The organism is Streptomyces sp. NPDC048257, assembly GCF_043201855.1.
Taxonomy (GTDB): domain Bacteria; phylum Actinomycetota; class Actinomycetes; order Streptomycetales; family Streptomycetaceae; genus Streptomyces.
The window spans coordinates 1-26,583 of the sequence record NZ_JBICZI010000019.1 but is presented as its reverse complement, the minus strand read 5'-3'; the positions used below and the strand labels follow the sequence as shown (position 1 = coordinate 26,583).

The 26,583-nt window shown below is 71.6% G+C and carries 20 protein-coding genes and 1 rRNA gene; 8 read left to right on the top strand and 13 right to left on the bottom strand.

The window, feature by feature from the left end:
* Positions 1-17: 17 nt before the first annotated feature.
* The 3 genes from ACGFZK_RS27980 to ACGFZK_RS27970 all read right to left on the bottom strand — a co-directional run bounded on the left by ACGFZK_RS27980 (position 18) and on the right by ACGFZK_RS27970 (position 6,509).
* Positions 18-4,982, bottom strand: a complete 4,965-nt coding sequence (locus ACGFZK_RS27980) for an NAD-glutamate dehydrogenase (protein WP_393851623.1) — start codon at positions 4,980-4,982, stop codon at positions 18-20.
* A gap of 367 nt (positions 4,983-5,349) precedes the next feature.
* A complete protein-coding gene (locus tag ACGFZK_RS27975) occupies positions 5,350-6,012 on the bottom strand; it encodes an HAD family hydrolase (protein WP_393851622.1) in 663 nt (220 codons plus the stop codon).
* On the bottom strand, positions 6,009-6,509 hold the full coding sequence (locus ACGFZK_RS27970) for a DUF6912 family protein (RefSeq protein WP_393851621.1): 501 nt from the start codon (positions 6,507-6,509) through the stop codon (positions 6,009-6,011). The genes ACGFZK_RS27975 and ACGFZK_RS27970 overlap by 4 nt, the downstream gene beginning before the upstream one ends.
* A gap of 302 nt (positions 6,510-6,811) precedes the next feature.
* Between ACGFZK_RS27970 and ACGFZK_RS27965 the strand changes: the two genes are divergently transcribed.
* The gene (locus tag ACGFZK_RS27965; protein WP_393851620.1) at positions 6,812-7,258 is read left to right on the top strand and encodes an Rv3235 family protein; all 447 of its coding nucleotides are present in this window, start codon (positions 6,812-6,814) and stop codon (positions 7,256-7,258) included.
* A gap of 439 nt (positions 7,259-7,697) precedes the next feature.
* Here the strand turns inward: ACGFZK_RS27965 and secA are convergent, their stop codons facing one another.
* Positions 7,698-10,496, bottom strand: coding sequence for a preprotein translocase subunit SecA (gene secA / locus ACGFZK_RS27960; protein ID WP_393851619.1), 2,799 nt, complete (start codon positions 10,494-10,496; stop codon positions 7,698-7,700).
* Positions 10,497-10,736: 240 nt separating this feature from the next.
* On the opposite strand from secA, the gene ACGFZK_RS27955 reads away from it, so the two are divergent.
* Together ACGFZK_RS27955 and ACGFZK_RS27950 are read left to right on the top strand one after the other, a co-directional pair.
* Positions 10,737-11,327: a GNAT family N-acetyltransferase gene (locus ACGFZK_RS27955; protein ID WP_393851618.1), complete on the top strand. Its 591-nt coding sequence runs from the start codon at positions 10,737-10,739 to the stop codon at positions 11,325-11,327.
* Between the two features lie 9 nt (positions 11,328-11,336).
* The gene (locus ACGFZK_RS27950; RefSeq protein WP_393851617.1) at positions 11,337-12,509 is read left to right on the top strand and encodes a winged helix-turn-helix domain-containing protein; all 1,173 of its coding nucleotides are present in this window, start codon (positions 11,337-11,339) and stop codon (positions 12,507-12,509) included.
* Between the two features lie 29 nt (positions 12,510-12,538).
* On the opposite strand, the gene ACGFZK_RS27945 is transcribed toward ACGFZK_RS27950, so the two are convergent.
* From ACGFZK_RS27945 to mtrA, 6 genes are all read right to left on the bottom strand, one after another.
* Entirely contained in the window at positions 12,539-13,282 is a 744-nt protein-coding gene (locus ACGFZK_RS27945) for a response regulator (RefSeq protein WP_393851616.1), read from the bottom strand.
* Between the two features lie 209 nt (positions 13,283-13,491).
* Positions 13,492-14,187: a ribosome hibernation-promoting factor, HPF/YfiA family gene (gene hpf / locus ACGFZK_RS27940; RefSeq protein WP_393851715.1), complete on the bottom strand. Its 696-nt coding sequence runs from the start codon at positions 14,185-14,187 to the stop codon at positions 13,492-13,494.
* A 326-nt stretch (positions 14,188-14,513) separates the two neighbouring features.
* Positions 14,514-15,263: a ComF family protein gene (locus ACGFZK_RS27935; protein ID WP_393851615.1), complete on the bottom strand. Its 750-nt coding sequence runs from the start codon at positions 15,261-15,263 to the stop codon at positions 14,514-14,516.
* A 73-nt stretch (positions 15,264-15,336) separates the two neighbouring features.
* Entirely contained in the window at positions 15,337-17,214 is a 1,878-nt protein-coding gene (locus tag ACGFZK_RS27930; protein ID WP_393851614.1) for an LpqB family beta-propeller domain-containing protein, read from the bottom strand.
* The gene (gene mtrB / locus ACGFZK_RS27925; protein WP_393851613.1) at positions 17,204-19,210 is read right to left on the bottom strand and encodes an MtrAB system histidine kinase MtrB; all 2,007 of its coding nucleotides are present in this window, start codon (positions 19,208-19,210) and stop codon (positions 17,204-17,206) included. Before mtrB ends, ACGFZK_RS27930 begins: the two co-directional genes overlap by 11 nt.
* 1 nt (position 19,211) lies before the next feature.
* Positions 19,212-19,901: a two-component system response regulator MtrA gene (mtrA, locus tag ACGFZK_RS27920; protein WP_189747360.1), complete on the bottom strand. Its 690-nt coding sequence runs from the start codon at positions 19,899-19,901 to the stop codon at positions 19,212-19,214.
* Between the two features lie 302 nt (positions 19,902-20,203).
* Between mtrA and ACGFZK_RS27915 the strand changes: the two genes are divergently transcribed.
* The 5 genes from ACGFZK_RS27915 to ACGFZK_RS27895 are packed head-to-tail and all read left to right on the top strand — an operon-like array spanning position 20,204 to position 25,733.
* Positions 20,204-21,484 (top strand): glycerophosphoryl diester phosphodiesterase membrane domain-containing protein, encoded by a 1,281-nt coding sequence (locus ACGFZK_RS27915; RefSeq protein WP_393851612.1) that lies wholly within the window; start codon positions 20,204-20,206, stop codon positions 21,482-21,484.
* A gap of 7 nt (positions 21,485-21,491) precedes the next feature.
* On the top strand, positions 21,492-22,172 hold the full coding sequence (locus tag ACGFZK_RS27910; RefSeq protein WP_393851611.1) for a DUF4129 domain-containing protein: 681 nt from the start codon (positions 21,492-21,494) through the stop codon (positions 22,170-22,172).
* Complete coding sequence (locus tag ACGFZK_RS27905) at positions 22,169-23,440, top strand: DUF4350 domain-containing protein (protein WP_393851610.1); 1,272 nt, start codon at positions 22,169-22,171, stop codon at positions 23,438-23,440. The genes ACGFZK_RS27910 and ACGFZK_RS27905 overlap by 4 nt, the downstream gene beginning before the upstream one ends.
* The gene (locus ACGFZK_RS27900) at positions 23,437-24,423 is read left to right on the top strand and encodes an AAA family ATPase (RefSeq protein ID WP_393851609.1); all 987 of its coding nucleotides are present in this window, start codon (positions 23,437-23,439) and stop codon (positions 24,421-24,423) included. The genes ACGFZK_RS27905 and ACGFZK_RS27900 overlap by 4 nt, the downstream gene beginning before the upstream one ends.
* Positions 24,423-25,733 (top strand): DUF58 domain-containing protein, encoded by a 1,311-nt coding sequence (locus ACGFZK_RS27895; protein ID WP_393851608.1) that lies wholly within the window; start codon positions 24,423-24,425, stop codon positions 25,731-25,733. The genes ACGFZK_RS27900 and ACGFZK_RS27895 overlap by 1 nt, the downstream gene beginning before the upstream one ends.
* A gap of 11 nt (positions 25,734-25,744) precedes the next feature.
* Here ACGFZK_RS27895 and ACGFZK_RS27890 read toward each other — a convergent pair whose 3' ends face one another.
* The 3 genes from ACGFZK_RS27890 to rrf all read right to left on the bottom strand — a co-directional run.
* Positions 25,745-26,131, bottom strand: a complete 387-nt coding sequence (locus tag ACGFZK_RS27890) for a hypothetical protein (RefSeq protein WP_393851607.1) — start codon at positions 26,129-26,131, stop codon at positions 25,745-25,747.
* The gene (locus ACGFZK_RS27885; protein ID WP_327385145.1) at positions 26,128-26,391 is read right to left on the bottom strand and encodes a hypothetical protein; all 264 of its coding nucleotides are present in this window, start codon (positions 26,389-26,391) and stop codon (positions 26,128-26,130) included. The genes ACGFZK_RS27890 and ACGFZK_RS27885 overlap by 4 nt, the downstream gene beginning before the upstream one ends.
* 99 nt (positions 26,392-26,490) lie before the next feature.
* A 5S ribosomal RNA gene (rrf, locus tag ACGFZK_RS27880) occupies positions 26,491-26,583 on the bottom strand; the annotation flags it as partial.

Here is a 26,583-nt window from a genome sequence, read left to right as displayed (position 1 = left end):
TCACGTGCAACCCGCGATCAGCTGTGCGCGCGCAACAGCGACCGCATCGTCCGCATCGCCACCGACAGGTTCGCCAGGTCGAAGTCGTCCGACCCCTGGATCTCGTCCAGAGTCGTCCGCGCCCGCCCGATGATCGCCGCGTTCTTCTCCTCCCACGCCTTGAAGCGCTCCTCGGGAGTCGAACTGCCGTTGCCCACCGACAGCACGTCGGCGGTCAGGGCCGCGTGCGCCGCGAACAGGTCCTCGCGGATGGACGCGCGGGCCATCGACTGCCAGCGGTCGGACCGCGGCAGTTCGATGATCCGGTCCATCAGCTTGGTGATGTCCAGGCGGTCGGCGAGGTCGTAGTACACCTCGGCGACCTCCAGCGGGTCGACACCCGTGCGGTCGGCGATCGCCACGATGTCGAGCGCCGGGAAGGCCGACGAGAACCCGGCCACCTTGGCGGCCAGTTCCTCCGGAACGCCCTCACCCGTCAGCTCGTCCATGATCGACTGGTACCACTCCAGGTCCGCGCCACGCACCAGCTTCGGCAGCTCGGCCCAGACCTGGCTCACCCGCTCCGAGAAGAAGACGATCGTCTCGCTGATCTGGAGCGGCTGCGGCCGGTTGTTCAGCAGCCAGCGGGTACCGCGCTCGACCAGGCGCCGCGAGTGCAGCCGCACCCGGGTCTGGACATCGGCGGCGACCTTGTTGTCGAGCGCCTCCACCGCGTCCCACACCTCGGCCAGGCCGAAGATCTCGCGGGCCGCGAGCTGCGCCCGGACGATCTCCTCCGTGGAGGCCCCGCTCTCCTCGCGCAGACGGTGCAGGAAGGTCGAACCACCGGTGTTGACGGTGTCGTTGACCAGGATGGTGGTGATGATCTCCCGGCGCAGCGCGTGCGCGTCGATCTGCTCGGTGAGCCTCTCGGCCAGCGCGGCCGGGAAGTACGCGAAGAGCAGACGGCGCAGGTACGGGTCGTCCGGCAGCTCGGTGGCGATGAGCTCGTCCGCCACCGTGATCTTGGTGTAGGCGAACAGCACGGCCAGCTCCGGCTGGGTCAGACCCTTGCCGCTGCCCAGCAGCTCACGGATCTGCCGGTCGGTGGGCAGGAACTCCAGTGCCCGGTCCAGCCGCCCGTCCCGCTCCAGCCGCCGCATGTAGCGCTGCTGGGCGTGCAGCAGGCTCGGGGCCTGCGCCGCGCCGTTGGCGAGCGCGATGTTCTGCGCGTAGTTGTTGCGCAGCACCAGGTGGCCGACCTCGTCGGTCATCTGGGCGAGCAGCTTGTTGCGCTGCTTGACGGTCATGTCGCCGTCGGTGACGACCGCGTTGAGCAGGATCTTGATGTTCACCTCGTGGTCGGAGGTGTCCACGCCCGCGCTGTTGTCGATGGCGTCGGTGTTGACCTTGCCGCCCTCGCCGCCGGCGCCGCTGCGGGCGAACTCGATCCGCCCCAGCTGGGTCAGACCCAGGTTGCCGCCCTCGCCGATGACCTTGGCCCGCACGTCGGAGCCGTTGACGCGGATGGCGTCGTTGGCCTTGTCGCCGACGTCCGCGTGCGTCTCGGCCGTGGCCTTGACGTACGTACCGATGCCGCCGTTCCACAGCAGGTCCACCGGGGACTGCAGGATCGCCTTCATCAGGTCGGCCGGGGTCATCTTGGTGACGCCCGCCTCGATGCCGAGGGCCTCACGGACCTGCGCGGTGATCGGGACGGCCTTCGCCGAACGCGGGTGGATGCCACCGCCCGCCGAGATCAGCGAGGTGTCGTAGTCGGCCCACGAGGAGCGCGGCAGCTCGAACAGGCGGCGGCGCTCGGCGTACGAGGTGGCCGCGTCCGGGTTCGGGTCGATGAAGATGTGCCGGTGGTCGAAGGCGGCGACCAGGCGGATGTGCTCCGAGAGCAGCATGCCGTTGCCGAACACGTCGCCGGACATGTCACCGACGCCGACGACGGTGAAGTCCTCGGTCTGGGTGTCGTGGCCGAGCTCGCGGAAGTGCCGCTTGACGGACTCCCACGCGCCGCGGGCGGTGATGCCCATGCCCTTGTGGTCGTAGCCGGCCGAGCCGCCCGACGCGAAGGCGTCGCCGAGCCAGAAGCCGTAGGACTCGGCCACTCCGTTGGCGATGTCGGAGAAGGTCGCGGTGCCCTTGTCGGCGGCGACGACGAGGTAGGTGTCGTCCTCGTCGTGGCGGACCACGCCCTTGGGGGGCAGGACCTCGCCGGCGACCATGTTGTCGGTGATGTCGAGCAGCGCCGAGATGAAGATCTTGTACGAGGCGATGCCCTCGGCGAGCCAGGCGTCACGGTCCACCGACGGGTCGGGGAGGTTCTTCGCGACGAAGCCGCCCTTGGCGCCGACCGGCACGATCACGGTGTTCTTGACCATCTGCGCCTTGACCAGGCCGAGGATCTCCGTACGGAAGTCCTCGCGGCGGTCGGACCAGCGCAGGCCGCCTCGGGCGACCTTGCCGAAGCGCAGGTGGACGCCCTCGACGCGCGGGGAGTACACCCAGATCTCGAAGGCCGGACGCGGCGCCGGCAGGTCCGGGATGGCCTGCGGGTCGAACTTCATCGACACGTACGAGTGCGGCTCGCCCACGCCGTTGAGCTGGAAGAAGTTCGTGCGCAGCGTGGCCTTGATGAGGGTGAGGAAGGCGCGCAGGATGCGGTCCTCGTCGAGCGAGGCGACCTGGTCCAGGGCCCCGTCGAGCTCCTCCAGCATGGCGTCCACGAGCTCGCTGCCGGCGGTCTGGCGCACGGGCGCCATCCGGGCCTCGAAGAGCGAGACCAGCAGCCGGGTGGTGTGGACGTTGTTGCGGAGGGTGTCCTCCATGTAGTCCTGGCTGAAGGTGGAGCCGGCCTGGCGCAGGTACTTGGCGTACGCGCGCAGGACGACGGCCTGCCGCCAGGTGAGCCCGGCGCTCAGCACCAGGGCGTTGAAGTTGTCGTTCTCCGCGTCGCCCTGCCAGACCGCGGCGAAGGCGTCCTGGAAGCGCTCGCGGGCGTCGTCGCCGAGGTAGTTGTCCCCGTTGCCGGAGAGGGGCATCCGCAGGCCGAAGTCGTAGATCCACGCGCTGACCCGGTCGGAGCGGCGCAGCTCGTAGGGGCGCTCGTCGGTGACCTCGACGCCCAGGCGCTGCAGCACCGGCAGGACCGCGGAGAGCGAGACCTGCTCGCCGGCCCGGAAGATCTTGAACCGGCGCTCCCCGGGGCCCGCGCCGACGGGCTCGTACAGCGAGAGCGCGAACCGGCGGTCGCTGGCGGCGAGCCTCTCCAGGTGGATCAGGTCGGCGACGGCCGCGCGCGGCGAGTGGTCGGCCTTGTAGCCCTCGGTGAAGGAGGTGCCGTAGCGGCGCAGCAGCTCGGCGGCGCGCTCCTCGCCGCACTCGGCGATCAGCGCTTCCTGGAAGCCGTCGGCCCAGGAACGGGCGGCCTCGACGAGACGGCCCTCGATGCGCTCGACGTCGGAGTCGGTCAGCGCGGGCAGCTCGGTGCCCTGCGGGACGCGGACGACGAAGTGGATGCGGGAGAGGATCGACTCGGTGTTCCACGCGGTGAAGTCGACGCTGATGCCGCCGAGCTCCTCCCGGAGGATGTCCATCAGGCGCAGCCGCACCCCGGTGGTGAACCGGTCGCGGGGCAGGTAGACCAGCGCCGAGTAGTAGCGGCCGTACTCGTCCTGGCGCAGGTAGAGCCGCAGCCGGCGGCGTTCCTGGAGGTACAGGACGGAGGTGACGATGGCCTGGAGCTGGTCGACCGGGGTCTGGAACAGCTCGTCGCGCGGGTAGGTCTCCAGGATCTGCAGCAGGTCGCGGCCGTCGTGGCTGCTCGGCGCGAAGCCGGCGCCGTCGAGGACCTCGACGACCTTGCGGCGGATGACCGGGACGCGGCGCACGGACTCGGTGTACGCGGCGGAGGAGAAGAGGCCGAGGAAGCGGCGCTCGCCGATGACGTTGCCCTCGGCGTCGAACTTCTTCACGCCCACGTAGTCGAGGTACGAGGGGCGGTGCACGGTGGAGCGGCTGTTGGCCTTCGTCAGCACCAGCAGGCGGTGCTCGCGGGCCTTGGCGCGGGCGTCGGCCGGCAGCCGGTTGAAGGACGGCGAGACCGGGTGGCCGTCGTCCTTGCCGCTGTGGTGCGGGTCGGAACGCAGGATGCCGAGGCCGGTGCCGGGCACGGCGGCCAGGGAGTCGCCGTCGACGAGGTTGTACTCGCGGTAGCCGAGGAAGGTGAAGTGGTCGTCGGCGAGCCAGCGCAGCAGCTCACGGGCCTCTTCGAGCTCGTACTCGCGCAGGTCGGGGGCGGTGGGCTCCTCGGCCAGGCCTTCGGCGATGCGCAGCGCGGCGTCGCGCATCTTCTCCCAGTCCTCGACGGACTCCCGTACGTCGGACAGGACGCGCAGCAGGTCGGCGTTGATCTGCTTGAGGTCGGCGCGGTCGGTCTCCCGGTCGATCTCGACGTGGATCCAGGACTCGACGAGGGAGTCGTGGGGGCGCGCGGTGCGCGGTCCGTGCGCGTCGCAGTCGGGGCCGAGGATCTCGATCAGCTTGCCGGTGACGTCACGGCGGACGACGACCTGCGGGTGGATCACGAGGTGGATGCCGCGGCCCTGGCGGGACAGCTCGTTCGTCACGGAGTCGACGAGGAAGGGCATGTCGTCGGTGACCACCTCGACGACGGAGTGGCTGGAGGTCCAGCCGTTCTCCTCCACCGTGGGGGTGTGCACGCGCACGTTCGCGGTGCCCTGCGGCCGGTTCTCGGCGAGCCGGTAGTGCGAGAGCGCGCCTCCGAACACATCGACCGGGTCCCGGTCCGCGAGGTCCTCCGGCGCCGTGTGGAGGTAGTAGCGCTGGAGGTAGGAGAGCACCGCGTCCTGGTCTGGACGCTCTCCCCGCTCGGACCCAGTCGGAAGTAGCCCCCCGGCCGGGCTGTGCTCAGCTACCCGGGCCGCCCGTGCGAGCAGCTCGGCCTTTGCTTCGTCCAGCTTGGTCTGCATGTCCTCTGGCTCCTGTCGCGCGCCATTGCGTGACGTAGGTGAAGGAAGGAATGACATAGCGCCGCGAGGCGGGGTGTCCGTCCGGGATCGACGCTATGCCGTCGAGAGAGCCGACCGGGAGGGAATGAGCCATGATCGGCCGGAGGTCCCGGTGGCGGGGATCAGCGAAGGCCCGGGCACGGTCGTGCGCCGGGCGCAGGCCGGAGGCTCCAGTGCCCCCGAGGACTATCGCGCTGATCACGGGTACCAGGCTATCCCGACCTACCCCCAGGTCGTCATTCGCTGCATCTGTACAAATCTTGGGGTGGAACTTTGACACTCTGGCCAGCGACATGACCGGCCGCCCGTGCAGCGGCCTGTCCAGTAGCTATTCGGCCAGCTCACGAGCTGTCCGGACGGCTTCTGCCAGGGTGTCAACGACCGGTACCCCGGCTGATTCCAGACTGCTGCGGCTGTGCGAACCGCCCGTGTAGAGAACCGCCCGGGCGCCGACGTGGGCGGCGGCGAGCGCGTCGTCCACGGCGTCTCCGATGAGGACCGTACGGTCGGCCGTCACACCCGTCCCGTCCAGGGCGGCCAGGTGGCGTACGAGATGTCCCGCCTTGGAGGTGTGGGAGGGGCCGGTCCGCCCGTCGACGCGCAGGAAGTGCCGGTCGATGCCGTGGAACCGGACCAGGGGCACGAGCTTGTCGTGGGGCGCGAGGGACAGCAGGGACTGAGTCAGCCCGTCCTGCTGCCAGTCGCGGAGCAGCTCGCGGGCGCCTTCGGCCAGCCCGGCGGTCTCGGCGGCGGCCCAGTAGTGGCGGTGGAACGTGTCGTCCATGACGAGCCATTCCTCGTCGGTGGGCAGCCGTCCCATGAGGCGCTCGTAGAACTTGGGCACCGGTACGACGTACAGGTCGCGGTACGTCTCCAAGGTGATCGGCGCGAAGCCGAGCTCGGCGAAGGAGGCGTTGGTCGCGATCATGACGGCGTCGATGTCGTGAAGGAGCGTGCCGTTCCAGTCCCAGACGATGTGGTGGTGAGTCACTTGAGCAGTCCCGGAATCTCCTGCACGCCGAACCACAGGAGCTCGTGGTCCTCGGCGGTGTCGACGGTGGCCTGCGCGTCCGCGTCGCCGCCGTCGGCGGCGTCCAGGGCCCCTGCGGCGGCGGCCACGTCCTCGTCGGCGTCATCGGCGTCCACGTGCACGGCGGCGGCCACGGAGAGCCGTACGGCGGCGGCCAGGGCCACCTGGCCGAGCGCGGCCTCGTCGGCGCCGGGGGTGGCGGTGGCGGCCTTGTCGTCGACGTCGAGGGCGACGACGACGCGCCGGCGCGGGGCGCTCGCGTCCGCGGCGACGAGCCGCAGGGAGGCGAGCGCGGCCCGGTTCAGGGCCGCGTACTCCAGCTCCTCGATGTCGTCCGACACGTACCACTCGCGGAGCCCGGGGGTGACGGCGTACGCCCGCAGCGGGGCGGGGCCCAGCTCACCCGCCTTGTGCACCTCGGCGAGCCCGGGGAGGGTCAGGGGGACGTACACGCGCATGGCCGGCTGCTTTCGGTAGTCGGAAACGCCCCCAGGATACGACTCGGAGGGGGCCGGCCGGGTGATGGACTCCGTCCCCCTTCGGGGCTCCTGACCGGGAGCCGCCCCCGTCCACTCGGGTCCCGCCGCGGGCCCCGGGCGGGGCCGGGGGGCGGGGGCCACCCATCCGGATAGGTGAACCGGGCCGGTGGCCGGACGGGCCGTGGAGCCGGTTGCGGAGCGTGTTCGGCGGCCGTAGAAAACCCCCATCAAGTTACCGCCCGGTATGGCTCCGGGCCCGGCCTGTTCGGGGGCAGATCGCGATGGACACCACGATGCGCGGCACGATCGGCAACGACGGCAGCCGCCGACGGCCCACGGGCCGGACCCGGACCCGGCCCGCCGGGCGCCGGGACCCGCGCCGCCCCGCCGGCCCCCCGCGCACCCTGCGGCTCGGCCCGCACCACTGGTTCGCCGACCATCTCCTCGCGGTGATCAGCGGCCTGCGCCCGGTCCACTCCCTGCTCGGCCACACCGTGGGCCCCGCCTACCAGCAGCTGATCACCCTGGCCCCCACGACCCCCCTCCGCGAGCGCCTGAGCCCGGTGGTCCGCCAGTGCGGCCGCTTCACCCCGGGCCCGGGAGTCATCGAGGCCTTCGCCCGCATCGCCACGGGCGACCGCCTGACGGCCATGGCCTTCCGCCTCGAACAGGGCCCGGACCTCCGCTGGCGCTGCGCAGCGGTGGAAATCCAGGGCCCCCGCCCATGAAGAACCCAACGCCGCCCCCCTCCAGCCCCGCCGACCGCTTGAGGCCCACCCAGCCCCGCCGGCGCTTGAGGCCCACCCAGCCCCACCGGCGCTTGAGGCGCACCCCCTCCAGCCCCGCCGGCGCTTGAGGCGCACCCCCTCCAGCCCCGCCGGCGCTTGAGGCGCACCCCCTCCAGCCCCGCCGGCGCTTGAGGCGTGGGGTCTGGGGCGGAGCCCCAGCAACGGCACCGCACCCGGCACGGCACGGGCAAGGGCACGGGCACGGGCACAACGCGGCCGGGGGGGGGGGCCCCCCCCGGGCCCGCCCCCCCCCCCCCCCCAACCCCCCCCCCCCCCCCGGGCGCGCCCCCCCGCCCCGCCCCCCCCGCCCCCCCGCCCCCGGCCCCCCCCCCGGGGGCGCCCCCCCCCCCGCCCGGCAGCTCAACCCAGCGGCAGCTGGTTACTTCTTACGGCGACGCCCACCGGCAGCCTTCTGCGCCTTGCGCCGCTCCGCCCGCGTCATCCCGTCACCCTCACCACCGACGGAGTCACTGTCGAAGTCGCCCTCGATGACACCGCCCTCCCCGTCCACCGTCGGCGCCGAGAAGTGCAGCCGGTCCGGCCGCTGCGGAGCGTCCAGCCCCTTCGCCCGGATCTCCGGCCGCGCACCCGCCGGCTCCTTCGTCAGGGACGGCGCCGCGTCCTGCACCGGAAGCTCCTCGACCTGCTGCTCGACCTGGACCTCCAGGTTGAACAGGTAGCCGACGGACTCCTCCTTGATGCCTTCCTGCATGGCGTTGAACATGTCGAAGCCCTCGCGCTGGTACTCGACCAGCGGGTCCTTCTGGGCCATCGCCCGCAGGCCGATGCCCTCCTGCAGGTAGTCCATCTCGTACAGGTGCTCGCGCCACTTGCGGTCCAGCACCGACAGGACCACGCGCCGCTCCAGCTCACGCATGATGTCGGAGCCGAGCGTCTTCTCGCGCGTCTCGTACTGCTCGTGGATGTCGTCCTTGACGGACTCCGCGATGAACTCGGCGGTGATGCCCGCACGGTCGCCCGCGGCCTCCTCCAGCTCCTCGATGGTGACCTTCACCGGGTAGAGCTGCCGGAAGGCGCCCCACAGGCGCTCCAGGTCCCACTCCTCGGCGAAGCCCTCGACCGTCTCGGCCGCGATGTACGCGTCGATCGTGTCGTCCATCATGTGGCGGACCTGGTCCTGCAGGTCCTCGCCCTCCAGCACGCGGCGGCGCTCGCCGTAGATGACCTCACGCTGGTTGTTGAGGACCTCGTCGTACTTCAGGACGTTCTTGCGCGTCTCGAAGTTCTGGGTCTCCACCTGCGACTGGGCCGACGCGATCGCGCGCGTCACCATCTTGTTCTCGATCGGCACGTCGTCGGGGACGTTCGCCATCGCCATGACGCGCTCGACCATCTGCGCCTTGAACAGGCGCATCAGGTCGTCGCCCAGCGACAGGTAGAAGCGGGACTCGCCCGGGTCGCCCTGTCGGCCGGAGCGGCCGCGCAGCTGGTTGTCGATACGGCGCGACTCGTGGCGCTCGGTGCCCAGCACGTACAGCCCGCCGAGCTCCTTGACCTCCTCGAACTCCGCCTTCACCGCGGCCTCGGCCCGGGTGAGCGCCGAGGGAAGGGCGTGCGCCCACTCCTCGATGTGCTCCTCCGGGTCCAGGCCCTGCTGGCGCAGCTCGGCCTCGGCCAAGTCGTCCGGGTTGCCGCCGAGCTTGATGTCGGTACCACGGCCGGCCATGTTCGTGGCGACGGTGACCGCGCCGCGGCGGCCGGCCTGGGCGACGATCGTCGCCTCACGGTCGTGCTGCTTGGCGTTGAGCACCTCGTGCGGGATGCCGCGCTTGGAGAGCTGCTGCGAGAGGTACTCGGACTTCTCGACCGACGTCGTACCGACGAGGATCGGCTGGCCCTTCTCGTGCTTCTCCGCGATGTCGTCGACGACGGCGGCGAACTTCGCGACCTCGGTCCGGTAGATCAGGTCCGGCTGGTCCTTGCGGACCATGTCGCGGTTGGTCGGGATCGGGACGACACCGAGCTTGTAGATCTGGTGGAACTCGGCGGCCTCGGTCATGGCCGTACCGGTCATGCCCGACAGCTTCGAGTAGAGGCGGAAGAAGTTCTGCAGGGTGATCGTGGCGAGGGTCTGGTTCTCGTCCTTGATGTCCACCCCTTCCTTCGCCTCGATCGCCTGGTGCATGCCCTCGTTGTAGCGGCGGCCGGCGAGGATACGGCCGGTGTGCTCGTCGACGATCATGACTTCGCCGTCGATGACGACGTAGTCCTTGTCGACCTTGAAGAGCTCCTTGGCCTTGATCGCGTTGTTGAGGTAACCGACGAGCGGGGTGTTCACCGACTCGTAGAGGTTCTCGATGCCGAGCCAGTCCTCGACCTTCGCGACACCGCTCTCGTGGATGGCGACGGTGCGCTTCTTCTCGTCGACCTCGTAGTCGCCGGTCTCCTCGATGCCCTTCAGCGGCTGGCCGGCCTCGCCCTTGGTCAGGCGGGTCACCAGCTTCGCGAAGTCGCCGTACCACTTCGTGGCCTGGTCGGCGGGGCCGGAGATGATCAGCGGCGTACGGGCCTCGTCGACCAGGATGGAGTCGACCTCGTCGACCACGGCGAAGTTGTGGCCGCGCTGGACGAGCTCGTCCTGGGACCACGCCATGTTGTCGCGCAGGTAGTCGAAGCCGAACTCGTTGTTCGTGCCGTAGGTGATGTCGCAGCTGTACTGCTCACGGCGCTGGGCGGGCGACATGTTCGCCAGGATGCAGCCGACCTCCAGGCCGAGGAACTTGTGCACCCGGCCCATCAGCTCGGAGTCGCGCTCGGCGAGGTAGTCGTTCACCGTGATCAGGTGGACGCCGTCGCCGGACAGCGCGTTCAGGTACGCGGGGAGCGTGCCGACGAGGGTCTTGCCCTCACCGGTCTTCATCTCGGCCACGTAGCCGAGGTGCAGCGCCGCGCCACCCATGATCTGGACGTCGTAGTGCCGCTGGCCGAGGACGCGCTTGGCCGCCTCGCGTACGGTCGCGAAGGCCTCGGGCAGCAGGTCGTCCAGGCTCTCGCCGTCCTGGAAACGCTGCTTGTACTCGTCCGTGAGCGCTCGCAACTCGGCGTCGGAGAGGTTGACGAAGTCCTCTTCGATGGAGTTGACCTGGTCCGCGATGCGGTGCAGTTTGCGCAGGATCTTGCCTTCGCCTGCACGCATGAGCTTGTTGAAGACGGACACCGAGGTTTGTCTCCTTGCCGGTCGGGCCTGAGCACTGTACGTACACGGGCACGGCAGGTGGGCCCCACCGCAACGGCCATCGTAAGCGAGGACGTGGCCGCGTCGGGAGGTCCGCCGGTCCCGTGGGGGCACGGGTGCCCGGATTGAGAACGTACGGGGGACACCGAAGGTGCCGCATCGCCCTCGGGGATCACCGAAAATTGTTCGCCCCGGGCGCCGCCGCGGCAGCAGAATTCATTCATGGAGCCCACCACACTCAGCACGGACCGGTTGGTATTGCGGCCTTTCACCCCCTCCGACGAGGACGAGGTGTACGCCGCCGCACAGGACCCGGACATCCAGCGCTGGACGTTGGTCCCCTCCCCCTACGAGCACGAGCACGCGCACGCCTTCGTGAACGAGATCGTGCCGAACGGCTGGCGCGAGGAGACGGCCTTCCCCTTCGCCGTACGCCTCGGGGCCGAAGGCCCCCTGATCGCGGCCGTCGGCATGCACGTCCAGGGCCGCGACAGCTACGCGAGCTACGAGGTCGGCTACTGGGCGGTCAAGGAGCACCGCGGCCGGGGCTACATGACCGAGGCGGTCCTGGCCGTCGCCCGCTGGGCCTTCACCGAGGTCGGCGTCGCACGGCTGGAGTGGCGCGCCGAGGTCGGCAACACGGGCTCACGCGCCGTCGCCGAGAAGGCCGGCTTCCGGATCGAGGGACTCCTGCGGGCCGGCATCCAGCAGCGCGGCACCGCCCGCGACTGCTGGGTCGGCGCCCTGCTCCCCTCGGACCTGGGCCTGCCCTCACGACTGCCGTACCTGCCCGCTGTCAGTGCGACGTCCTAGTCTTCGGTCATGACTTCGGGCACCACTTCGCTCTCGCTGTCCGCCGACGAGGCCCGCCGCATCGCCCTGCGCGCGCAGGGCTTCCTCGGGGCGCCCGACCGGCGCGGCGGGGTCCGCGGGGTCCTGCGCCACCTGGGCGCCGTGCAGCTGGACACCATCTCGGTCCTGGCCCGCTCGCACGAGCTGATCCCGTACGCGCGCCTGGGCGCGGTGGGCCGGGACACCGTGGAGCAGGCGTACTGGTCGGACCGGCACGCCTTCGAGTACTGGTCGCACGCGGCCTGCATCCTGCCCATCGAGGAATGGCCGCATTTCGCCTTCCGCCGCCGGGCCCGCCGGGCGCGCGGCCACCGCTGGCACGTCCTCCGGGACAAGGAGCGCTCGACGCGGGCGGTGCTGGACCGGCTGACGGCCGACGGCCCGCTGACCTCCACCGAACTGGGCGGCGCCAAGAACGGCGGCGAGTGGTTCGAGTGGTCCGAGACCAAGATCGCGGTGGAGTGGCTCCTCGACACCGGCGAGGTGGTCTGCAGCCAACGCCGGGGGTGGAAGCGGGTCTACGACCTGCCCGAACGGGCCGTCCCCGACGCGCTGCTCCACGACGACCTGGACGACCGTGAGTGCGTACGGCGCCTGGTCGCCCTGGCCGGCCGGTCCCTGGGGGTGGGCACCCGCGCCGACATCGCGGACTACCACCGTCTCAAGGGCGAGGAGTTCGACGCGGTGATCGCGGACTCCGGGCTGGTCCCGGTGGAGGTGGAGGGCTGGTCCAAGCCGGCCTGGGCGGATCCGGCGGCTCTCGTGGAGACCCCCAGGGGCCGCCACCGCACGACGCTGCTCTCGCCCTTCGACTCCCTGGTCTGGGACCGTCCCCGGACGGAGCGGATCTTCGGTTTCACGCACCGCCTGGAGGCGTACGTCCCCAAGCCGAAGCGGATACACGGGTACTTCGCGATGCCGCTGCTGGCGGGCGGGCGGCTCCAGGGGCGCGTCGACCCGGCCCGCGAGGGCCGCACGCTGGTCGCCCGACAGCTCTCCCTCACCTCACCGAAGGCCGCGGGCGCGATGGCGCAGGCCCTGCGGGAGGCGGCGGAGTGGGTCGGCTGCGAGGACGTACGCGTCGAGCGCGCGAGCTCACCCGCGGAGGCGGCGGCCGTCACGGCGGAACTGGCCGCCCTCTAGAGGGTGTCTTGTCGCCCGGGCCCTCGGGTTCAGCGGATTTCGAGGATCTTTTCCCGCATCGCGTAGACCACGGCCTCCATCCTGGAGTGCAGCTGCAGCTTCTCCAGGATGTTGCGGACGTGGTTCTTCACGGTGTTCTCGGAGATGAACAACTGCTTCGCGATATCGCGGTTGTTCATACCGGTGGCCACCAGTTTCAGGACCTCCAGCTCCCGGTCCGTCAGCCGCGGCGCGGGCACCAGCCGCCGCTCGTCGGTGCGCTGGATCATCGACTTGAACTCGGTGAGCAGCTTCGACGCCATCGACGGGCTGATCTGGGACTGGCCGTCCGCCACCGCCCGGATCGCCGTGGCGACCTCGTCCGTGGAGATCTCCTTCAGGAGGTACCCGGTCGCGCCCGCCTTGATCGCGTCGTAGAGGTCCGCCTCCTCGTCGCTGATCGTCAGCATGATGATCTTCGCGGAGGGGGCCACCTCCTTGATCGAGGTGCACGCCTCGATCCCGCCGCGCCGGGGCATCCGTACGTCCATCAGCACGATGTCCGGGAGCAGATCGGCCGCCTTGTCCACGGCCTCCGCCCCGTCCCCCGCCTCGCCGACGACCTGGATGTCCTCCTCCTGCGCGAGGACGATCTCCAGTCCCCGCCGGAAGAGTGCGTGGTCATCGACCACGAGCACCCTGATGGGTTCGCCGGCGGGCTCCGCCGACGGGTCCGTCCCACGGAAGCCCGCGACGCCGCCGTCCCCGCGCACCGGCCCGAAGCTGTCCGCCATCGTTCCTCCCCCTGCATGTGCTCAGTTGCCGAGCCAACCGGACACACACCGCAGCCGGTTGACTGCACGCCATGATTCCATGCCCGCACCACGGCGCGGGGGCCACAAGTGAGCCAACTGGCGCATACCCGTCGCATCGCCGTCATGCAGGTGCCCCCGCGCAGGCGCCGGAGCGCCTGCGCGGGGGCAACGAACGGGTGTGCTCAGCGTCAGCCGCCGAGCGCGCCACCGGCGCCACCCCGCGGCTCCTCCGAGCTGGAGGCACCGTCGGGGTTCACGTGGATGACGCCGTAGTCATAGGCATGGCGGCGGTAGACAACACTGGGCAACTTCGTCTCGGAGTCGACGAACAGATAGAAGTCGTGGCCGACCAGTTCCATCTCGTACAGGGCCTGGTCGAGCGACATGGGTGCGGCCGAGTGGGTCTTCTCGCGGACGATGAGCGGGCCTTCGCCCTGCACCTCGATGGATCCGATCCTGGTGATCGGCACGCCGTCCGTCTTCTCCTCGGACACCACCTGGCCGCTGCCGTTCAGCGATGCCACGCCCGGCACCACATCGGCCACCTCTGCCGCCGGGATCCGGCCGCTGCCGCGGCGGGTGTAGCGCTTGTCGTGCTGCTTGCGCAGCCGGGCCTCCAGCTTGTCCTGAGCCAGGTCGAGCGCCGCGTACGCGTCGGCGGCGGCGGCCTCGGCACGGATCACCGGGCCCCGTGAATGCAGGGTGATCTCCACGCGGTCGGAACGGTCGGCCTGACGCGGGTTGTGCTCCTTGGACACCTCGACGTCCAAGCTGATCACCTTGGCGTCGAGCTTCTGGATCCGCTCCGGATTCAGCTTCTCGGCCACGTGCTTGCGGAACCGCTCGGGCACCTCGGTCTTGCGGCCCTTGACGACGATGTCCACGCAGAACTCCGTTCCCGGATAGCTCCGCCCGACGGGGCGAAGCGTCTCCCTTTCGCACCAGACTCCGGTGAAGGCCGGAGCCTCGGACTTGGCGACTTTCACCTCCTCCTCCCCCATCGGCAAGATCAACACCCCACCGACTTCGGAGTCGAGAGACAGCCTCCTGAGTTCCTTACAACCGAACATATCCCTCTATGGCGGTTGTCGGCACCCGCTACCGGAATGTACTTCCGGCGAAGTGGCTGTTCCCTCTTACTACCTGCAACGATGGGCCTTCCCCGCCAGTTCCAAATCTATTCACAAGATTCTTCTTCTGTGCGAGTTGCTCAAACGTGCGGCGCCCGTTCGATCCGTGTGAACGAGTCCGCCGGCGCGGCCACCACCGCCGCCCGCAGCGTCGCCCCCGGGCCCGTGACCAGCCCCGCGGCACGCACCGCCCGGGCCGCCTCCACCAGCGTCGCCCCGGTGGTGATCAGGTCGTCCACGAGCACGATCCGCGTCCCGTCCGCGAGGAGCCTCCGCGCGCCCCGGCGCACCCCCAGCGCCCCCGTGAGGTTCTCCCGCCGCTGCCGGGCCCCCAGCCCCGCCTGGTCCGCCACCGCCCGCCGCAGCCGCAGTACGGGCGCCACGCGCGCGGGAACACCGGCCCGCCGCAGCCGCCCCGCGGCCGCCAGGGCGATCCTGCGCGCCGGATCGTGCCCGCGCGCCCGGACCTGCCGCCGCGCCGAGGGGACCGGCACCAGCGCCACGTCCCCCACGCCCCCGGCGCCGCCCGCACGGCCGCGGGTACCGCCCGCCAGGACGGCCCCCGCCAGGGCAGCGCCGAGCACCCCGGCCAGCGGCAGCGCCCCGCGCTCCTTGTGCGCCAGCAGGAGGCCCCGTACCGCCCCGTCGTAGACGGCGGCCGCCCACACCACAGGCAGCCCTCCGGGCCACGGAGACGGGCGCACCGGCCCCGCCCCGGCCCCGCTCAGCGCGCCGCGGCACCCGGCGCACACCAGCACCCGGACCGTCCCGCAGCCGGCGCAGTCGACCGGCAGGACCAGCCCGGCGAGCTCCTGCCACCAACCCCGCATCGCTCCACAGTGCCGGGCCGCACCACAGCCCGCCACCCCTGTGGAAAACCAAGCCGACGCGCGCAGCCACAGGTCAGCCCGGGTACACCGGCCCCTGGCCGCCCGCCGCCACCGTGCGCCACTGCGCACCCGGCGGCAGCCAGACGATCCCGTCGTCGTCCGAGTACGCGAGCACCGGCTTCGGCTTCGCCTCGTCCTCCGTGGCCGCGACCGCCACCTCGGACAGCCCGGTGGCCCCGGGCAGGCTCGCCGCGACCATCGAGCCGTCGGCCAGCATGTAGCGGGCCTGCTGGACACCGCCGCTCTCCCGGCCCACCACGAGCAGCCGCCCGCGCGGCGCCCAGCTCATCGCCGTCACGTCCGCCATCTGCGGCGCCGCCGGGCGCAGCTCACGCACCGACACCGCCGAGGCGTCGTTCTTGCCGTCGGGCCGTTCGATCCGCCCGACGTACAGGTTCTTGCGGCTGCCCCGCTCCACGAGCAGCGCGATCCGCACCCCGTCGGGGGACGCCTTCAGCGAGGTGATCTTGCCGCCGTCGAGCCCGGCCACCTGCACCTTCTCGGGGGTCCCGGCCCCGCCCGGCACCCGCCACAACCCCAGGTGCTGCGGATCACGGTCCGCGACCCACAGGTCACCCGCCGCGTCCCAGCTGGGCGCGGTCAGCTTGTCCGCCTTGCCGCCCTTGCCGACCAGCACCGGCTGCGGCATGGGGCCACCGCCCACCAGCGGGACGACGTGCAGCGCGTGCCCGTCCTCGGAGACCACGGCCGCGCGCCGCTCGTCGTAGGACACGGCCGCCGAGCCCACCTTGAACGCGGGGAGGGTGTTCAGCGGCCCCGGCACCGGTTCGGGCCGTGCCTGCTGGTCCTCGCTGTTCGTGTCCAGCTTCATCCGGACCAGGCGCTTCTCGTTGTCGACGAAGTACTGGAACTCGGGGATCTTGGGCCGGCCGGCGATCGCGGCCGCGCTCACCTCGGTCACCGAACACAGCGAGGACGACTTGCCGTCGGCGCGCAGCAGTTCGACCTGGTCGAGCCGAGAGCCCGTCAGATCCTTGACGGTGTAAAGGAGTTGAGTGGCCATCTTCTTGCACTGCGGCTGCGCGACGTTGTCGGCCTTGTCGTTGAGCGGCACGCGCAGCGTGTTCTGCCCGTCGTACGAAAGGGACTTGGTCCCCGGACGCAGTTCCGTACCCGTGGGGAAGCTGGACTCGACGACGGGGCCGAGCCACCTGGACGGCCCCGCGAGCAGCGACTGCACGGTCTGCGTGGTCGGGTCCATCCGGGAGTCCGGGTCGGTGCGCTGGCGCACGTAGACGGGGTCGGCGACGAGCGTGCCGCCCGCGAAGTAGTACTTGTTGACCGGCATGTAGATGCGCTGGAAGTCCGACTCGCTGAGCACGAGGCCGCTGGGCGGGGTCGAGATCCGCCACTGCTTCTCGTCGTCCTGGACGAGCTGGAGGAACTCCTCGTACTGACCGCCGCCGGTCTCCGGCTGGTACGCGCTGCGCTCGTCCACGGTCGCGAGCTTGCGGCCGGTCACCTTCCAGCGGGGCCCGTCGGGGTCCTTCTCGCCGCGCACCGAGACCCGGTCGAGGCCGGACGAGAGCACGGTGACGGCGGAGCCGGGCTTCCACTCCTTCGCGGCCGCCTCGGTGAGGTACTTGCGGGCGGTCTCCAGCTGCGGGTCGTCGCTGGTCATCGCCTCCAGGAAGCCGTCGACGATGTCGGCCGCGCTCGCCTTGTCGGCGGGCGGTACGCCGAACACCCGGACCTGTGAGTCCACGCCCTGCGAGGCCTGCACCGGGCGGATCTCCCCGTGGTCGGGCATCGAGGCGCAGCCGGCCAGCAGCAGCCCGGCCGCGCCGAAGGCATGGGCCCGTACGGTACGCAGCCGCCGGCGCCGCACCCGCGCACGCCCCGCCCGCGCGTCCATGGGCTCAGCGTCCATCGGCTCGGTCCTCCTGTTGCACCTGATCGGCCGGGCGGGCCACGACCCGGGCGCCGTTCCCCGGCAGGGCCGTCGGGTCGGCGGGCACCGGCATGGCTCCGGCGACGGGCGAGCGCGGCGGTATCGGCGAGCGGTCACCGGGGTCGGCGGGCGTACGGTCCGCCGCGCTGCCCGCGGCCTCGGCGGCGGCCCTGGCCCGGTTGGCCCGGGAGTCCTCGGGCTCCAGCGGGATGGGCGAGCCCCGCAGCGGCTCGTCGGCCGTGCGCGGCAGGGTGAGGCGGAACTGCGAACCGCCGCCCGGCTCGCCCCAGGCCTGCAGCCAGCCTCCGTGCAGCCGGGCGTCCTCGACGGCGATGGACAGGCCGAGGCCGGTACCGCCGGTCGTGCGCGCCCGCGCCGGGTCGGCCCGCCAGAAGCGGTTGAAGACGCGGGTGGCCTCGCCGGGCTTCAGCCCGACGCCGTAGTCCCGTACGGCGACGGCGACGGCCCCGCCCGCGGACGCCAGCCGGACCACCACGTCGCGGCCCTCGCCGTGCTCCACGGCGTTGACGACGAGATTGCGCAGCACCCGCTCCACCCGGCGGGCGTCGGCCTCGGCGATGACCGGCTGGGTGTCGCCCAGGACCCGGATCCGGGTGCCCTTGTGCTCGGCGAGCGGCTCGGCGCCGTCGATGACCCGGCGCACGACGTCACGCAGGTCGATGGGCTCGGCCTCCAGGGCTGCGGCCCCGGCGTCGAAGCGGCTGATCTCCAGCAGGTCGGCGAGGAGCGACTCGAACCGGTCGAGCTGCCCCGCGAGCAGCTCGGCGGAGCGCGCGGTGATCGGGTCGAAGTCGACCCGGGCGTCGTGGATGACGTCGGCGGCCATCCGTACCGTCGTCAGCGGGGTGCGCAGCTCGTGCGAGACGTCCGAGACGAAGCGGCGCTGCATCCGGGACAGCTCCTCCAGCTGCTGGATCTTGTTCTGGAGGTTCTGCGCCATCTTGTTGAAGGCCTCGCCGAGGCGCGCGATGTCATCCTCACCGGTGACCTTCATCCGCTCCTGGAGCCGCCCGGCCGAGAGCCGCTCGGCGATCCCGGCGGCCATCCGGACCGGGGTGACCACCTGGCGTACGACGAGCCAGGCGATACCGCAGAGCAGGACCACGACGAACAGGCCCGCGGTCACGATGGTGACCTTGATCAGGTTGAGGGACTCCTCCTCCTGCGTGAGCGGGAAGAGGTAGTACAGGTCGTACGGGTCGCCGTTGATGTCCGAGAGCCGCTTGCCGATGACCAGCGCCGGCTCGGGCTCCTTCTTGTCGTCCCCGCTCGTGTACTTGATCTCGGAGAAGGTCTTGAAGGCCCCGGTGGCGTGGTTGACGGCACGCCGCAGCGGCAGCGGGACGCTGGCGGTCGGGTCCACGTTGCCGGAGGCGCGGGCGCCCTTGACGCCCTGCACTCCGGGCAGCGCCTGCTCGCCCGTACCCGCGCCGAGCGCGACGACCTCGAAGGCCGTCTGGCCACCACTGGCCAACTGCTTGACCAGGGAGTTCATCCAGGTACTGGCGTCCCGGCCGACCTTGTTGTCGGTGGCGTCGGGCCCGTCCACCGTGGCCGGGGCGTTGGCCTTCTCCTGCGCCACCGCGAACCCGCCCGCGGCCTGGCTCTGCGCGGCCTCCTCCTTGGCCTCCAGGAGACCCCTGCTGACCTGGGCGATGACGACGAAGCCCAGGGCGAGCACCACGGCGAGCGAGATCAGCAGGGTGGCGGCGACCACCCGGAGCTGGATGTTGCGCCGCCATAGGCGGACGGCCGGAAGCAGCGGCCGGCGCACGAGGCGCACGCAGAGCCGCAGTACGGGGCTGGTGGACGCGCCGTCCAGGAGCCGCCGGCCGGCGCGCAGGTTCCACCGGCGGGAACCGCCCCGGCCCCCGGACGCGCCGGACCTGCCGGGCGCGCCGGACCTGCCGGGCGCGCCGGTCGTACCCGACGTGCCGGTCGTGCCGGACTGCACGTCAGCTGGGTCCGGCCTTGTAGCCGACACCGCGCACCGTCACGACGATCTCGGGGCGCTCCGGATCCTTCTCGACCTTGGAGCGCAGTCGCTGCACATGCACGTTGACCAGGCGGGTGTCCGCCGCGTGCCGGTAGCCCCAGACCTGCTCCAGCAGCACCTCACGGGTGAAGACCTGCCAGGGCTTGCGCGCAAGGGCGACCAGCAGGTCGAACTCGAGCGGGGTCAGGGCGATGGAGGCACCGTCCCGCTTGACCGAGTGCCCGGCCACGTCGATGACCAGGTCACCGATGGCCAGCTGCTCGGGTGCGGGCTCCTCCGACCGGCGCAGGCGGGCCCGGATACGGGCCACCAGCTCCTTCGGCTTGAACGGCTTCACGATGTAGTCGTCGGCCCCGGACTCCAGGCCCACGACGACATCGACCGTGTCGCTCTTGGCGGTGAGCATGACGATCGGCACGCCGGACTCGGCCCGGATCAGGCGGCAGACCTCTATGCCGTCCCTTCCGGGCAGCATGAGGTCGAGCAGCACCAGGTCCGGCTTCGCCTCCCGGAAGGCAGCAAGTGCCTTGTCACCGTCCGCTACGAACGACGGCTCAAAACCTTCTCCACGCAGCACAATGCCGAGCATCTCGGCCAGCGCGGTGTCGTCGTCGACGACAAGGACGCGTCCCTTCATGGTTGACATCATCCCATTAGCTAATCGTTACCCGGCGGTGAGCTGTCCCACAGCCAAAAGGGCTGGAAATCGACCCTCGGACCTGCGTGGAGATCCGCTCCACCAGTCTGCCCCTGATCGGGTCGACAATTGAAGGTACGGGCTGACGGAGGCCCCTCAGCACCGCCGGACGCTGACCGACCGGTCAGGATCACCCCGACCCGCCCGCCACCACACCCGATCCGCCGCCCACCCCCTACTCCGTTCGGGCCCCTCACATGGCACGATGGCAGCGACCAGCGCCCGCCGCAGCAGGCGCACATGAAGGAGTGACGATGAACGACTCTCCGGGCTGGGCTACGCCCGGATCCTCTCCGTCCGAGCCGTCCGACGGCGAGCGGTCGCAAACTCCTGCTGACCGGCCGGGCACCGACGGCGGCGCGCAGCAGCCCACGCCCCCCGCCGAGCCCGCGCAGCCCGCCGGCGACCCGAAGTGGTCCGCCGAGCAGCCGCCCCCCGGCCAGTGGTCGAGCCCGGGCCAGGCGCCCGAGGCTCCGCCGGCCCAGCCGCAGCCCACCGCGGGCTGGGGCCAGCAGCCCGGTGGCCCCTACGCGGGCCAGTACGGGCCCCAGTACGGCTACCCGGGCAGCCCCGGACAGTGGGGCCCGCCCCCTGCCGCCAAGCCCGGTGTGATCCCCCTGCGCCCCCTGGGCCTCGGCGAGCTCCTGGACGGCGCCGTCGCCACCATGCGCACCCACTGGCGCTCGGTCCTGCCGATCACCGTGGTCGTGGCCACGATCGTCCAGGTGATCAGCGTGATCCTGCAGAGGTTCATGCTGAACGACCTCGTCCTCTCTCCGAGCGAGGACGTCAGCCCCGACGAGCTGCTCGAATCGGCCGGCAGCACCTTCGCGGCGTCGGCGGCCGTCCAGTTCATCCAGATCCTCGGGACGATCGTGGTCACCGCGATGCTCACGATGGTCTTCAGCCGCGCCGTACTCGGCCAGCAGTCCTCGGTCTCCGACGCCTGGCGCGACGCCCGCCCCCAGCTGCTGCGCCTGATAGGGCTCACCCTGCTACTGGGACTCGGCGTCATCCTGCTCGGCGTCGTCCTGGTCCTGCCGGGCATCCTCACCGACAGCATCGGCCTCGCCATCGTCGGCTTCGTTCTCTGGCTGCCGCTGCTCGTCTGGCTGGGCATCAAGTTCAGCCTGGCCTCGCCCGCCCTGATGCTGGAGAAGAGCACCGTCATCAAGGCCTTCGCGCGCTCCTCGAAGCTCGTGAAGGGGAGCTGGTGGCGCATCTTCGGCATCACGATCCTCACCAGCATCATCGCCTTCTTCATCTCGATGATGATCGTCGCCCCGTTCCAGATCATCGGCCTGCTCACCTTCGGCGGCGGGCTCGACTCCCTGGCGGACGGCAGCGGCATGAACAGCTGGGGGGCGCTGATCGCGCCGGCGATCGGCCTGATCATCGCGCAGACCATCGTCATGCCCTTCCAGTCCGGCGTCACCGTCCTCCTGTACGTCGACCAGCGCATCCGCCGCGAGGGACTCGACCTCGAGCTCGCCCGGGCCGCCGGCGTCGAGAACTACGGCACGACCGGAGGCTGACCCACAGATGATGAGTACGGGGGGCCTCATCACCCGCGCCACGGCGCTCCTGCCGAGCGCCGAGACACCACCGGTCACGACACCGCGCGACCCCGCCAGGGAGGCGGCCGAGCGCGAACTGTCCAAGCCGATGTACCACGAGAACGACCCGAGCCTGTTCGACCGCGCCCTGCGCGCGTTCTTCGACTGGCTCGACGACATGCTCGGCGCCGCCTCCGGGGCGACCCCCGGAGGCGGCTTCGGCCTCCTCGTGATCCTCGTCCTCGTCGTCCTGGCCGTCGGCGCCCTCTGGTGGCGGCTCGGCGCCCCCCGCCGGACCGTCACCGGCGCCGGAACCCTCTTCGGCGACGGCATCCGCAGCGCCGCAGACCACCGCGCGGCCGCCGACGCCCACGCCGCCGCCGACCGCTGGACCGAAGCCGTCCAGGAACGCATGCGCGCCGTCGTCCGCTCCCTGGAGGAGCGCACCCTGCTCGACCCGCGCCCCGGCCGCACCGCCGACGAGGCCGCCGCCGAAGCCGCCGTCTCCCTGCCCGACCACGCCACGGAACTCCGCGCCGCCGCCCGTACCTTCGACGACGTCACCTACGGCGGCCGCACTGCCGACGCCGCCATGTACGCCCGCCTGCGCGCCCTCGACCTCACCCTGGACCGCGCAAAGCCGCTGCTGACGGGACCCACCGCATGACCGGCCCGACCGATCCGGCCCCGCCGGCGGCGATGTCAGCCCCGCCTGCGTCCGAGGCGCAGGTTGCCGGGGGCAGCGCCCCCGGCAACGACCCCGTACCCGCCGAGGGCGACTCGCGCACCCACCACCTCCGCCGGATCCGCCTCGCCCTCGCCGTCGTGGCCGTCCTCGCCGCCGGCGCCATCGCCACGGCCGTCCTCAGCTCCGGCACCCGCCACGGCCACCTCGACCCCCGCTCCGCCGACCCCGCCGGTAGCCACGCCGTCGCCGAGCTCCTGCGCGAACGCGGTGTCACCACCCGCGTCGTCACCACGGCCCGCGAGGCCGCCGACGCCGCCGGCCCCCGCACCACCCTCCTGGTCACCGACCCCGACCGGCTCGGCGCCACCCAGCGCGACGTCATCCGCTCGGCCATCGACCTCTCCGGCGGCCGCACCGTCCTGCTGGCCCCCGGCAGCCACAGCCTTCCCGAGCTGTCCCCCGGCGTGCACACCAAGGGCGACGCCGACACCGACCACCCCGACCCCGGCTGCACCCTGCCCGCCGCCACCACGGCCGGCCGCGCGGACACCGGCGGCGGCCTGCGCTACACCACCACCCTCCCCGGGGCCGTCACCTGCTACCCCAGCGGCGGCCACCCCACCCTCCTCGTCCTCCCCACCGGCCCCACAGGCGGCGACACCGTCCTCCTCGGCTCCGAGACGATCCTCCTCAACGAGAGCCTCGCCGACGAAGGCAACGCCTCCCTCGCCCTCCAACTCCTCGGCTCCCGCCCGGACCTCGTCTGGTACATGCCGTCCCTCGCCGACTCCGACCCCGTGGACTCCGGCGAGGACAAGACCCTCCTCGAACTCGTCCCGGCCGGCTGGTCCTGGGCCCTGCTCCAGCTCCTCGTCGCCGCCGTCCTCGCCGCCCTCTGGCGCGCCCGGCGCCTGGGCCCCCTCGTCACCGAGAAGCTCCCCGTCGTCATCCGCGCCTCCGAGGCCACCGAGGGCCGCGCCCGCCTCTACCGCAAGGCCGACGCCCGCGACCGCGCCGCCACCGTGCTGCGCGCCGCCACCCGCGAACGCCTGGCCGCACTGGTCGGCGTACCGCACAACCAGGCCCACGACCCCGTGGCACTGGTCCCGGCCGTCTCCGCCCGACTCACCGGCGAACCCCGGGACCTGACCGCCCTGCTCTTCGGCACCACCCCCTCCGACGACGCGGCACTCGTCGCGCTCGCCGACCACCTCGACGCCCTCGAAAGAGAGGTCCGTACGTCATGACGTACCCGGCCACCGAGTCCACGGCTGTGACCGCGGACAGCGCCCGCGCTTCCCTCGAAGCGCTCCGCACCGAGATCGGCAAGGCCGTGGTCGGTCAGGACTCCGCCGTCACCGGCCTCGTCGTCGCGCTCCTGTGCCGCGGCCACGTCCTCCTCGAAGGCGTCCCCGGCGTCGCCAAGACCCTCCTCGTGCGGGCCCTGGCCGCCTCCCTCGAACTCGACACCAAGCGCGTCCAGTTCACCCCCGACCTGATGCCGAGCGACGTCACCGGCTCGCTCGTCTACGACGCCCGCACCGCCGAGTTCTCCTTCCAGGACGGCCCGGTCTTCACCAACCTCCTCCTCGCGGACGAGATCAACCGGACCCCGCCCAAGACCCAGTCCTCGCTCCTCGAGGCCATGGAGGAGCGTCAGGTCACGGTCGACGGCACCCCGCGGGCGCTCCCCGACCCCTTCCTCGTCGCCGCCACCATGAACCCGGTCGAGTACGAGGGCACGTACCCCCTCCCGGAAGCCCAGCTCGACCGCTTCCTCCTCAAGCTCACCGTCCCCCTCCCCTCCCGCGAGGACGAGATCGGGGTCCTGACCCGCCACGCCGCCGGCTTCAACCCCCGCGACCTGCACGCCGCCGGCATCCGACCGGTCGCCGGCCCGGCCCAGCTCGAAGCCGCCCGCCAGGCCGTCGCCCGGGTCTCCGTATCCCCCGAGATCGCCGGCTACGTCGTCGACATCTGCCGCGCCACCCGCGAATCGCCGTCCCTCACCCTGGGCGTCTCCCCCCGCGGCGCGACCGCCCTGCTGGCCACCGCCCGCGCCTGGGCCTGGCTCACCGGCCGCGACTACGTCACCCCCGACGACGTCAAGGCCCTCTCCCTCCCGACCCTGCGCCACCGCGTCCAGCTGCGCCCGGAAGCGGAGATGGAGGGGGTCACCGCCGACGCCGTCATCACGGCGATCCTCTCCCACGTCCCCGTCCCGCGCTGATGGCCCTCACCGGACGCGCCGCCCTGCTGGCGGCCCTCGGCAGCATCCCGGTCGGCATCCTCGAACCGAGCTGGACCGGGATGCTCGCGGTCAACGGCCCGATCGCACTGGCCTGCGCGCTCGACCACGCCCTGGCCGCGCCCGTACGGGGCCTCGTGCTGGCCCGCTCCGGAGACACCTCGGTCCGCCTCGGCGAACCGGCGGAGGTCCACCTCACCGTCACCAATCCCGGCAACCGCAAGCTACGGGCCCGCGTCCGCGACGCCTGGCCGCCGAGCAGCTGGCTCCCGGGCACCGAGGCCGCGGCCTCCCGCCACGAGGTGGTCGTCCCCGCGGGTGAACGCCGCCGGCTCACCACCCGGCTGCTCCCCACCCGCCGCGGCGACCGCCGGGCCGACCGCGTCACCATCCGCTCCTACGGCCCCCTGGGCCTGTGGGCCCGCCAGGGCTCCCAGGTGTCCCCCTGGACGGTCCGGGTCCTGCCGCCCTTCACCAGCCGCAAGCACCTCCCGTCGCGGCTGGCCCGCCTGCGCGAACTGGACGGCCGTACGAGCGTCCTGACCCGCGGCGAGGGCACCGAGTTCGACAGCCTGCGCGACTACGTCCCCGGCGACGACACCCGCTCCATCGACTGGCGCGCCACCGCCCGCCAGAACAAGGTGGCCGTCCGCACCTGGCGCCCCGAACGCGACCGGCACATCCTCATCTGCCTGGACACCGGCCGCACCTCGGCGGGCCGCGTCGGCGACGCCCCCCGCCTGGACTCCGCGATGGACGCGGCCCTGCTGCTCGCCGCCCTGGCCACCCGCGCCGGCGACCGCGTGGACCTGCTGGCCCACGACCGCCGCCCCCGCGCCCAGGTCCAGGGCCGCTCGGCGGCCGACACCCTCCCGTCGTTCGTCAACGCCATGGCCCCCCTGGAGCCGGAGCTGGTCGAGACGGACTCCAGGACCCTGGTCTCCACCATCCTCCGCAGTGCCCCGCGCCGGTCCCTGGTGGTCCTTCTGACGAGTCTGGACGCGTCCCCGATCGAAGAGGGCCTGCTCCCGCTGCTTCCCCGCCTCACGCAGCGCCACACGGTCCTGCTCGCCTCGGTCGCCGACCCCCATGTCGCAGCCATGACAAGCTCGCGCGGCACGGTGGACGCGGTCTACGAAGCCGCCGCCGGCACCCAGACCCAGTCCCAGCGCCGCCGCACGTCCGACCAGCTGACCCGCCACGGCGTCCACGTGGTCGACGCCACCCCGGACACCCTGGCCCCGGCCCTTGCGGACGCCTACCTCGCCCTGAAGGCGGCCGGCCGCCTCTGAGGAGCGAAGGCTCAGCGGTTCAGATCGAAGACGCCCACTCCCTGCCCCTCATAGGCCTTCGGCTCGACCGTGGCAACCAGTGCCTGTGAACCCCACTCGGGAAGGTGACGTGCGGCATGGACGGCGGCTGCGACACCGGTCGGCACTCCGTCGCGGCACATCTGTGCCACAGCCAGGACGGCCGGATAGTCGAGGTCGAGCATGTGGATCACGTCGAGCTGACCGATGTGCTCGGCGATCCCCGCGAGAACCACGTCGGCCTCGATGGCCGACAGGACCGGCACCCACAACCGCGTGTCCGCATCGAGATGGGCTTGGTGAATCAGCGCGGACACCTGCCGATTCCCGGACAGCGCAAGCAAGGACGGCGTGTCCAGGACGAGGTGGTGCTGGATCACGCGGCCGCGTCCTCCTGCCGTGCGAAGGCCTCACGGAGCTTGCGGCCCATGGCCGCACTCTCCTCGTCGGTCACGTCCACCCCGAAGTGCTCGGCCATATAGGCCCGGGCCCGCTCCGCCCGCTCCCGCCGCTCCTCTGCGGTCAGCGTCGTCTCGGCAAACTCCTGCACCAGAGACCGGATGGACGTCCCGCGGGACTCAGCGATGACGGCCAGGCGGTCTCTCACCTCGGCCGGCACACGGATCATGGCATCAGACATGCTCCGAGTATACGGCCACGTAAACATCACCGTGGGGTAAACGCAGAAAAGCCCCGCACCGAACCCGTAAAGGGCTGGTGCGGGGCTTCCGCAATAATTGTTCGGCGGCGTCCTACTCTCCCACAGGGTCCCCCCTGCAGTACCATCGGCGCTGAAAGGCTTAGCTTCCGGGTTCGGAATGTAACCGGGCGT